Source organism: Hungatella sp. (assembly GCF_046966825.1).
In genome coordinates this window covers 17,346-28,386 of the sequence record NZ_JBKVCZ010000092.1, presented here as the reverse complement: position 1 = coordinate 28,386, position 11,041 = coordinate 17,346, and the positions used below count along the sequence as shown (strand labels likewise).

Annotated in this window: 7 protein-coding genes; all 7 read right to left on the bottom strand. The window is 49.3% G+C overall.

Translation table 11 applies throughout. The features are described 5' to 3' along the window. The coding region (locus tag ACLTD4_RS23180; RefSeq protein ID WP_412331586.1) for an iron-containing alcohol dehydrogenase at positions 1-775 on the bottom strand (775 nt) is incomplete at its 3' end. A 15-nt stretch (positions 776-790) separates the two neighbouring features. Continuing rightward, the gene (locus tag ACLTD4_RS23175; protein ID WP_055659501.1) at positions 791-1,576 is read right to left on the bottom strand and encodes a sulfite exporter TauE/SafE family protein; all 786 of its coding nucleotides are present in this window, start codon (positions 1,574-1,576) and stop codon (positions 791-793) included. A gap of 29 nt (positions 1,577-1,605) precedes the next feature. Beyond that, the gene (locus ACLTD4_RS23170; protein WP_117634218.1) at positions 1,606-4,125 is read right to left on the bottom strand and encodes a glycyl radical protein; all 2,520 of its coding nucleotides are present in this window, start codon (positions 4,123-4,125) and stop codon (positions 1,606-1,608) included. A 34-nt stretch (positions 4,126-4,159) separates the two neighbouring features. Then, complete coding sequence (locus ACLTD4_RS23165; RefSeq protein ID WP_117634219.1) at positions 4,160-5,110, bottom strand: glycyl-radical enzyme activating protein; 951 nt, start codon at positions 5,108-5,110, stop codon at positions 4,160-4,162. 326 nt (positions 5,111-5,436) lie between these two features. After that, a complete protein-coding gene (locus ACLTD4_RS23160) occupies positions 5,437-7,329 on the bottom strand; it encodes an ABC transporter substrate-binding protein (protein ID WP_117634221.1) in 1,893 nt (630 codons plus the stop codon). Then, complete coding sequence (locus tag ACLTD4_RS23155; RefSeq protein ID WP_117634223.1) at positions 7,304-9,622, bottom strand: GGDEF domain-containing protein; 2,319 nt, start codon at positions 9,620-9,622, stop codon at positions 7,304-7,306. Before ACLTD4_RS23155 ends, ACLTD4_RS23160 begins: the two co-directional genes overlap by 26 nt. Positions 9,623-9,666: 44 nt before the next feature. Continuing rightward, the gene (locus ACLTD4_RS23150; RefSeq protein WP_055659495.1) at positions 9,667-10,776 is read right to left on the bottom strand and encodes a response regulator transcription factor; all 1,110 of its coding nucleotides are present in this window, start codon (positions 10,774-10,776) and stop codon (positions 9,667-9,669) included. Positions 10,777-11,041 lie beyond the last annotated feature (265 nt).

The window sequence follows — 11,041 nt, the reverse complement described above, 5'->3', positions numbered from 1 at the left end:
GTCTTGCCCATGCGAAGGCAATTCCCGCGAAATTGCTGCCTGCCATCATGGCGCTGGCCGCCTCCTCATTCTTTCTGTTTGCGACAAACTGACGGAGGTTTCCGCCGATTAATTCCATTGCCTTTTCAGCCATTGCATCCGAGAACGGGGAAGCATTGACGGAAATGTACGCCTCAATGGCGTGAATCAGTGCGTCGACACCGCAGGCCGCGGCGATGGACGCAGGCGCCGTCATAATCAGTTCCGGATCCAGAACCGCGTATTTCGGCAGAATTTCATAGCTGAACACCGACAGCTTGTAATTTCTGGATTCGTCCGTGATGACTGCGGAAGCGGTTACCTCACTGCCGGTTCCCGCTGTTGTGGGGATCGCAATCATCGGCACAATCGGGCCGGGAACCTTATGATTTCCCTCATAGTCCGTGATGCTGCCGCCGTAGTTCGCCAGCACGCCTACAGCCTTCGCCACGTCCATCGAGCTGCCGCCGCCAAGAGCAACGATGCTGGTCGCTCCGCATTCTTTATAGAGAGCGGCCGCTTCATTGACGATATCGGTGGTCGGATTCGGAATGACATCCAGATAGGAGGTATACCGGATTCCTCCCTCTTCGATGATGTCCTGTATCTTTCCTACTACGCCGATTTTCTCCAGTCCGCGGTCAGAGATTAAGAATACGTGCTCCGACTCGTTTTCTTTCAGGATCTCGGGAAGCTTTTTTAAGCTTCCCATTCCAAATTCAATATTCTGAGGTATTTTAAAACGAAAATCTTTCATTGTTCTTCTCCTTTTTTACAAAACTGCCATCAGGCTGGTGATCAGCATATTTGCGCCGATAAACAGAAGTACTAAGTATACGATACGCAGGAACTGCTCACGGTTAATTCTCTTTAAGAAGCCCATGCCGAGGAAGAATCCGATCGCGGCACAGGGAAGGCCGATTGCCAGAGCGCTCCACATGCGGGGTGTGAATGCGCCGTTGCGGAACTGGGTATAGATGTTCCAGGTATTTAAGACCACCCATACCATGTTCATCGTGTTGCGGAATTTTTCTTTATCCTTTACCGCCTCGATGGTGTAAACCGTAATCAGCGGGCCGCCGATGGTAAACGCGCCGTGAACGATACCACCTAATATGAGACATCCATAGCGGAAAATCTTCCTGCCGGTTGTGTCGGGTGCGTCTTCCTCATCTGTTTTTTTCAGAACCAGCGGTCTGATAATGTGCTTATAAATGTTCATCAAGGCGATGATGGTAACCATGGCGCCGATACAGATCTTCGCGGTCGTCGGGCTGATCTTGTAAAACAGATAATTGCCGATCAGGATTCCCGGCGCGCACAGTGCAACGATTTTCACTAAATCTTTCCAGGAGACCTCACGCCATGCCTTCACGCCCAGATAGTATAAGAATGGAATTGTGAGGAGCGTTCCGTACGGTACCCCCTCCGCGGTTCCCAGAAGACCGTTCGTAACCGCCGCAGCGATAACGGTACAGCCAAATCCCGTACATCCCTGTACAAAGAATCCAAAAATCTGCATCAGACCAACCAGTATAAAATCAAACTCAAAAGTCATAATATCCCCCTATATATATTCCGTGTATTTTAGAAATGAAGCTCTGTACGCTGAATCAAATCCTTCTGCAGCGGCTTGCCCAGTTCGACAAAATACGCGCTGTATCCGGCTACACGCACAAGCATGTCTTTGTAGTCCTCCGGCTTCTTCTGCGCCGCCCGCATTGTCGCGGAGCTCATGATATTGAACTGAACATGCATCGCCTGCTTTGCCATATACTCATCGATAAATCCAATCAGAGTGTCTCTTCCCTCGACGCCGGCCACGGATTCCTCCGGGAATCTTAAGTTCATCAGTGTGCCGTTGGACGCCAGGGAGTGGTCCACCTTTGTCAGGGAATTAACAAGCGCTGTGGGGCCGCAGATATCGTGGGAGCCGCCGTCGGTATGAACCGGTCCCATGTTGTCGGAGATCGCCTCTCCCGCTTTACGGCCGTCCACGGATGCGTTGGTATTCAAGCCCATGGCCACGTTGGCATTGACCGAGTAGACTCCCGGGCTGAACTCGCCGCCTCTCGGATTCTTTCTTCCTCTGATATGTCTGCAGTAGCATTCGAACATGTAGCGGAACAGTTCATCCGCATAGTCGTCGTCGTTGCCGTAGTGGTGAACCTTGGAGCTGTTTACAAGGGCGTAAAGCTTTTCATGACCTTTCCAGTTGTCCTTCACCGCTGCAAGCAGTTCAGAACCGGTACAGCGCTTCTCATCAAACACGAGCTGCCTGATCGTAGCCAGGCTGTCCGCGCAGGTTGCCATGCCGCTGGCCTGCGGACCGGTGCCGTTATACTTGGCTCCGCCTTCTGTCAAGTCCCTGCCCGATTCCATGCAGTCCTCATAAAACGCGGATACGTAAGGTACCGGCTTTAAGGCGCGGTGGGCGTTGTCAATGATATTCAAGCTGCTGCACATCTGATCGGTCCAGTAAGCAAACTGTTTATCTACACTTTCGAGAACCTCTTCAAAGCTCTGGTAGGTATCCAGGCTTCCGGTATCCGGTCCCAGATGGCCGCCGAGAGCGCCGCATTTCTCCCATCTTGCACAGTGAGGTCCGCAGTCCAGACAGCGTCCGCCGTTTAACACCATTTCCATCATCTTCGCCGTGTTGACGTAGGCGGCGTCGTGCCAGCCGTACTCCTTGCCGGGAAGATCAATCTCCACACAGCCTACGACACAGTAATCTCTCGCTTCTTCCAGGGTCATGCCTTTTCTCATCATGCCTTTAATCGCCGGGGCATCGTTGAAAAGCTTCGGATGGCCGTAGCCTGCGCGGATACATTCCACGGTCTTGACCTTTAATTCATAGGGGGTATTTTCATGCATACGCACGCAGACCCACGGATTCATCATGCGGGTATGGGCGGAACCTTCCAGCATCAGCATCGTCAAGTCATTGGTGGCGTCATTGCCGTCTCTGTCCACGCCGCCTATGGTCAGGCTCTCGCCTCCGAAACCGCGGCCGTTGCGCACAGCCATACTTCCCTTATCCTTTAATTTGGTCGGATTGTTCATCTTTACGTATTCGACCTCGATCAGTTCCAGGACAAATTCCTTTGTGATGGTGCCGTTTTTCATGTCCGCCTCATAGTACGGATACAGCCACTGATCCATACGGCCGTAGGATATGGAGTGGCCGTTGCTCTCAACCTGAATGAGTGTTGTGGCAATATTAAATAACTGCATTGCCTGCCAGAACGTCTTCGGCACACCGCCTGCGATCTGACGGCAGTTATCCGCCATGGCTTCCAGCTCTTTCTTCCTCACCGGATCCTGCTCTTTGGCGGCATACTCATCAGCCAGCTTCGCATAGCGCATGATGTATTTTTTCGCAGCCTCATGCATGATAATCATAGCCTGGTAGGTATCCCGCTTGTCGCCGTATTCCGGATCTCTCTTATCCAGCTTCTCCAGACCCGCTTTGGCATTTTCGATCAGGCCGTTGTAACCGACCTTCATCAGCTTCGCATAATCGATGGCCAGATGTCCGGCGCCTGCGAAATGGTACAGATTCGTCTGGAAGATCTTCTTTCCTGCTTCGGAACCCTTAATCTGCTCTTCCTCCAGCCGCACATTGATTAAATCATCCACGGTTCTGCCCTGCCAGTATTTGCACAGCTCGATAATTTCTTTTCTCTCATCGTCATTTCTTATGTAGAACTGGTCGTGTTCGCGCTCCTCAAACGGGGAGTGAAGGATCTCTTCGATGATCCAGTTCACGGAAAACTCCGGATAGATCGGCGACGCCTTGGGCGGAGCGGCAATCTCACCCAGAATCAGATCTCCGTCGTCAATATACAGCTTTGTATTCAGCAAAATGTTCTCAAAAGCGTAGGCACACTGAAGCTTGCGTGGACAGACTTCATGCTCTTTATAGCTTTCCGTCACCAACCTCAGCCGCTCCACATCGACCTCGTAAGGTCTGTCTAAAAAGGTCTGTCTGAGCATGTTTACCCTTGGAAATGGGGACCAGTCTTCATGGTGAACCTGGTAACCCAGACTGTAGACATGATCGAAAGGTTCTGTTCCACACGCGTTTGTGTGATTCTCGTTCATTGTAATTCCTCCTGAAAATATGATATAAATTGGTTTACTGTTTTTCCTTTGTTCCCACCAGGCAGTGAATTCCCCGGCTGTTAAAATACTCTGCAAGCTCGCCCACATGCTTCTGAAAGACCTTTCTGTTGATCTTCACGTCCTCCATCTGATAGGGCATTCCCAGGGAGGCGTACTTCTCTTCCCCAAGACGCATGAAGCTTAAAAGCTGCAGCGTTCTGACGCGGCCGCCCAGCTCGTTTATGATAAAATCGGCTGTGGCCTCTATGTTGGCCATATCATCGTTGACATTTGGGATCACCGGAATCCGAAGGATCAGTTCCCGGTCCCCGCCGGCCAGTCTCTTTAGATTTTCCAGGATTCTTTCGTTGTCTGCTCCCGTGTATTCTTTATGAATCCTGCTGTCCATGTGCTTGATATCGGAGATAATGAGGTCCGTATACGGCAGAACCTTCTCGACTTCCTTCCAGTCAGCGCAGAATGTGGATTCACAGCAGGTATGGATTCCTTCGTCCTTGCACGCCTGAAACAGTTCCGCCACAAAATCGCTCTGGATGAGCGGTTCCCCTCCTGATACGGTAACGCCTCCGCCGGAACGGTCGTAATAGCCCCGGTCCTTTCGGATCTCCTTCATGCAGTCTTCCACGGACATCGACTGCCCCCACTGCTTGATCGCGTCCGACGGACACGCCTGATAGCAGGCCAGACAATTGGTGCATGTACTCCGGTCGATTAAAGTCAGTTTTCCGCGTGTAAATTTAAGCGTGCCTTCTGCCGGACAGGCTTCCTCGCACGAACCGCAGTTCTTGCGGGAAATGCATTTGCTTTTATAGATGCCCGGCTGGATATGCGCCGTCCAGCTCTCGGGATTGCTGCACCATCTGCATCGCAGCGGACACCCTTTTAGAAACAGTTCCGTCCGCATCCCCGGTCCGTCATGGATTGTGAAACGCTGAATATTGAAAATAATTCCCTGTTGTGACAATCGGCCCCCTCCTCCCAATGGTCGTTCTCTCCGGCACTTCTGCATGATTACATCTTTTTCAGTTGTCCCGGAGTTGTTTTTTGTATGTTAAAATTATATCAAACCTGACGTGCTGAAAAAAGTGGCCATCTGTAGTATTTCGTATAGGGAACATTCCCTATTTCGACGGGGAAATGGGAGTCTTTCGGAATCACTCAGGTGGTTTTCCGGCTCATACCAAACAAAAAAACAGCTCAATCAGGAAATAAACCATCTCTGATTGAGCTATTCTCTTCTCACACTTTTATCTCATTTATACGAAAAAACAATATTCTCCAATACAGCCCTTACCTGGCTGCAAACCGTCCATCCTCTACCGGTTCTATATTCTTTTTCTCCTTCAGCGTCTTCACCAGCACATCATAAACCGTCATACCGGTACTCTCACTCTCGAGGATAAAGCTTTCCGGAACTATGGTATCCATAATGGCAACCGTATAGACCTTCTCCTTATCGATCGCTTTTCCATCCGCTGTCTGTATCGTCCCGATTCGCTTTCCCGGTTCCGCCGCAGGGTCATAGCTCATGGAAAGTCCGGAAAAATAGTAAAACCAGCCGGACTGATTCTCCACAACAATCGATTTTTCCAGAGTCTCGATCAGGTTTTCTCCGGTCATTTTTATTACACGCATCTCTCCGGTATCGGGACTCTTCAGATCCGGAAGAATGCATTTTAAATCCACATTCGTCACATCACCTTTGTAGAGTCTGCCGCTTAGTCCCTTGCCGTTATATAAGCCATCTTTCCCATTATCCATGAACAGGGCGATCTCCGCACCGCTCTGCCTGCGCATGGCATCCGTAATAAAATTTCCCGTCTGAATCAGGGTGAAGTCAGAAGCCGCGGTTCCATAGATCTCCGGATCAGCCTTATGAACAGGCTTTCTATTTTGCTCATCCACCATCTGAATCACGTCCTCTTTCGTCTTCTCTCCCCTCAGCATACCCGCCAGGCCTTCCTCCAGCGCTTCCTGCGCATGCTCCAGCTGGCCGAACACCGCGTAGCGGCCGGCGCGCAGTACCGGAATTAACGATTCTATTTCAGGGACATCCGGCAGGTCCATGTCGTTCAGACTGGAAAACATCGCTCCGGTGTCCGCCATCATGGCCTCCTGTCCCTCTGGCGTGGAAATGAAATCCATAATCTTCATCACCTGACGATACTTATCGCGATTTTCAGGCTCCGCCAAATGTTTGTTCACTCCCACATAACACACCATATAAAGCCGTGCCCAGTCGTTGCTGCTGCCTGGATTGAAAAACGGCATGAGCGCAAACTCATCACCCATTTTGGAAATTTCATGCCCCCTTCTGGCCAGAAGCGCAGAGTCCTCGACCATGGCGCACTCCCTGGCGTAAAGCATGGTCTCCCGTTTGGAGTACTCAATCTCCAAATCAGAGGGCTTCCAGATTCCTTCCTCCGTCATCTGCTGAAAGACATCTAACGCGGGGCCGAAATGATCCCCAAAGCTGCCGGTTCCCTTGTTATAATTCGCGATCCACTGCCGATCCTCCGGCTTGCTGAAGCAGCTGCCATAATTAAAACCGGTAAACGCCGTATTTAAGACCTCCGAATTCTCAAATCCCAATTGAATCGACCGGATTCCGCTGGCTTCTATGGTTTTACAGAGTTCTATAAACTCCTCATAATTACTGGGAACCTCCCAGCCGTTTTCCTGAAACAGGGTCTTATTATACAGAATTCCTCTCACCTGTGAAGGTCCCGGCAGATAAAAAAGCGTTCCATCCCTGGAAATATTATTTAACATTGAAAGCTTGTATCGGCTCGTAAAATCTTCACCAGACAAATCCAGGAGTCTGTCCGACCAGTACTCTTCCCCTACATCCAGCGGCCACGTCATCACGATATCCGTCAGATCGTCGTGCTCCAGCCTCCGGCTGTATTCTTCAATTCCCATATCCGGAGTATAATTACCAATCTGGATAATATCGATATCCGGAAATTTCTCTTCCACTGCTTTTTCAAAGCTGTTGATACTAAACGCATACTTTACCAGAATGGTTACCGCAGTCCTGCCCTCTTCCACCTTTTTCTGAGAAATGACGTCATGACTGCCGCTATCCCTTTTTCCCCCGCATGCGGTCAGAAACAGCATGCCGCACGTGAGGACGATCAATCCCGCCTTCTTAACTTTAATCCGGTTCTCCCAACGGATCACTTTTGCGCACCTCCGCTAAACTTTCACCAAAAGCCTTCTGTTCAAACGATGCAATGTTCATGGGCTTATCAAATATATACCCCTGAATGTAGTCGCAGCCTTCCTGCTTCAGCATCTCCACCTGTTCCCTGTACTCCACGCCTTCCGCGACCGTCACCATCGAAAGGGAATGGGACATGCGGATGATGCCGCCAACCACAGCCTTCAGGCGGTCTAATTCCATTGTCTTATCTTTGAAAAACACCTTATCAATCTTTAAGGTATCAACGGGAATCGACTGAATAAGATTCAAAGAAGAGTAGCCGCTTCCGAAATCATCCATCGAACAACCGAATCCCGCTGCCCTGATGAGTTCAATGATCTTAATCAGGCGCTCTGTATCTTCAAAAACCACACTCTCCGTAAGCTCAATCTCTATCAGGCTCCTGTCAATCTGATATTGCTCTGCGATGGTCAGATAGGCCTGTAAAAACTTCTCATTTTTAAAGTGGACGCGGGAACAGTTGACAGAGATCTTCACCGGCTTCACTCCTCGTTCTGTCCAGGAACATAAGGTCCGGCAGACCTCCTCAAATACCCACAGATCCAGCGTAACGACAAAGCCGTTTTTTTCAAACAATGGGATAAATTCGTCCGGATAGATCATTCCCTCCGCCCTGCTGCACCAACGCACCAGCGCTTCCGCCCCGCCGATCTTTTCCTCGGGAAGGTGGTATTTGGGCTGCAAGTACACCTGGAATTCCCTGTTTTTCAGAGCATCTTCCATCACATCCGACAGCTGCTTCTCCCGAAACATACGGGAACGGGCAGCGTCATCGTAAAATGCATACCGCAGCTTGCTGCCGGCCTGCCGCAGCGTCTCCTTCAGCGCAAGCTTCGCCCTGTCGATCATCTCCGGAAACGGCATATCCTTGTTCTCGATCACATAGACGCCGAATTCGATCTGGGGCATCCCCCATGCGGGATTCAGCCTGCCGATATATGTCTCGGCTCCGGCCGACCAGTCTTTAAATCTCTTTATCATCTCCTCTTCACTCCGGCAGAGCAGCATGATACAGAAATTATCGGCAAACAGCCTGCCCATGCACTCGTTTTTATTCAGTACAGAGGATAAATATTTGTAAAACTGCTTTAGGATCATATCACAGTTTTTCCGTCCGATCTGCGCGTTCAGAATTTTGAAATTTTCTATATTGGTATAGACCAGCGCATACTTCTGCTCCGGTACTGACTCCATCATCTCGGCTGCCAGCTCATAAAACCTCTGTATGGTATTCCCCTCGGTTATCCCATCCACGTAAGCGAGTCTCTCCAGCTTTCTTTTATTTGCACGGAAGATCCAGAACAGGATGGCCACAAGCCCGCAAAACAGAATTACAAGCAGCCCGCAGATACGCAGTGTCATAACCAGCAGCATATCCGACTTCTCGTTCACCGCCTGAAACGGAACAAAGGTCAGAAGATACCAATCATCCGGCTGAATGGGCGTATAAACCATATATCTATGTACACCGTCTAAAGAAAAACTGATCTGGTCCGCGACATTATTCTCAATATCGCTGTATACTTTCGTCAGATTCTCTTTTTCATCCATCTCCGCATTCTGAAGCGTGGAAAAAATATTATAACCGCTCTTCATGGCAAATGGAAAGCTGGCCTTTGTCACAAGAGTCCCCGATTTCGTGATAATCTGAGAATATGCCTGCCCGTTAAAAGAGGTCATCGACAGCACCTGATTCAGCGTATCCGGGTCATAACAGGCGGCCAGCGCCATAATCTTTTCCCCGCCGACCGTGACATGATCCAGGGAAACGGCAAAAACAAAATACTCTTTATTGTCCATAATCTGGGCTTTTGCAATCGCGGACTTATTGGCCAGCATGCTGTCGAGCATGGCATCATCAAAGGAAAAAAATACCGATTTGCTGTCCGCAATATTGTATGCTCTTCCGGATTCCTCCACCAGCATGATTGTTTCAAACTCGCCAAACCCCTGCTGCTTCTGCAAAAGCTGCCTGACTTCCTCCATAGTCTCAGGCTCCGTCGTCTCCAGGGATGCTCCCATCATGTTAAGCATGGCGAAATTATCTTTCGTTATGCGGTCAAGATTGGCGGCAACCCTTCTGGAAACCTCCTGAAGATATGCCCTGCTCTCTTCTCTTATGGTCTTATGCAGGTTCCTGTAATACAAAAAACTAAAAGCACTCGCTAAAATACAGATCACTATAAATACAACAAAAATCCACCGGTATGTCCCGTTTTTCTTCTTAAATCCAGCCTTTCTTCGCTCCATACATCAGACCCTATTACCTTTCCCTCTGCTTGCATCCTGGTAACCTACTGCTCTCTGTTTTCCAGCCACTTATATAACTGAAAGCGGCTTTTTACTCCACACTTGGTATAGATATTCTGTACATGCTTCTTCACCGTATGATAGCTGATCACAAGCTCATCGGCGATGGCCTTGTAGGTCAGTCCGTTGTACATGAGCTCCGCCACCCGCTGCTCCGCCTGTGTCAGCGGCAGCATGGTGCCGGAGCCTTCCAGCAGCTTTCCTTCCTCTTTCCTGGAGATGGTAATCCAGTGATACCGGTCGATGATCCCATTGGAATAGCTCTGATCGTACGTATAGATTGTAAAAATATAATTTTTAATAACCCGTGTCTGGACCCGGTCTGCCGTAAAATTCTCCTCCTCGCCGCCCAGCAAGAACGGCAGCCAGCTGCATGGTGTGGTCGTGCTGATCTGTTCGGCGATGGAAGGGCCCAGGATCTCTTTTAAATAACTCTGAGCCGTCTTGTTATAGCTCATGATATGCATAAAATCATCCGTGACAAAATAGGCCTTTTCACCGGATGAAATGATCTCACTCTGAATATTAGACACGATCTTGGCCTGCTCGTATTTCTTGAAATTCTTATAGGAGTTGGCCACATAGACGTAGATTTCATTCAGCGCCTCAATTTCCTGGTCTGTAAAATCCCCATTCTCCAGGCTCTTAAAAAAGGCAACCTGGATATAGGCGTTAATGCCGAATGCCATCGTCACGCTGTAATGGGCATGGAAGTTTTCCTCCAGAAAGCGGACGTAGGCGGAGTGGGCGTAATCGACAGGGCTGATGACGTCCGTGGATTTATACAGCCTTGGCATCACATTAAAGTAAGTCAGGTGGTCACGGACCGCGTCCTGATACACCACATGCCTGATTACATCATTTGCAACAAATTTCCTGTATGGATGCTCTTCACAGTCCAGCAGGATTCCGTTCCGATTGATCCATGAAAGAAATGTTCCATGCGTATCGAAATAGGATATCAGCACATGCTTTAAGCCGAAATTTCTATCCAGAGAATCCAGCAGAACGTTGCTGAAAAATTCACGTGCCGAAATCTGATGTTCCGCCATTTCCGAGAAAAAATTCATCTGTCCGGCATTTTCGTATTTCATGGTTTCTTTCCCCCATTTTTCGTTTCGGATTGCTCTCTTATGCGGTAAGGCGGATTCCTTCCACCTTACCATACTCCAAATACATGTAGAAATTATAGCATGAGAATCAGGAACTCTCAAGCGAAATTGATGCTGCCTTTTTCACATTAAAATCCGGTATCCGGATGCTCTGAAAAGGTACAAAAATAACCGCCCCTCCTGTGGAGTTGCGGTCATTTTTATGTGGTTGTATTTTATGCATCTTCGCCCAAAATATACGGAGTTT

Bases quoted from the DNA above. Each gene is read 5' to 3' on its own strand.
- ACLTD4_RS23155 (WP_117634223.1), bottom strand. From the start codon at position 9,622: ATGGAGCGAAGAAAGGCTGGATTTAAGAAGAAAAACGGGACATACCGG.
- ACLTD4_RS23170 (WP_117634218.1), bottom strand. From the start codon at position 4,125: ATGAACGAGAATCACACAAACGCGTGTGGAACAGAACCTTTCGATCAT.
- ACLTD4_RS23150 (WP_055659495.1), bottom strand. From the start codon at position 10,776: ATGAAATACGAAAATGCCGGACAGATGAATTTTTTCTCGGAAATGGCG.
- ACLTD4_RS23175 (WP_055659501.1), bottom strand. From the start codon at position 1,576: ATGACTTTTGAGTTTGATTTTATACTGGTTGGTCTGATGCAGATTTTT.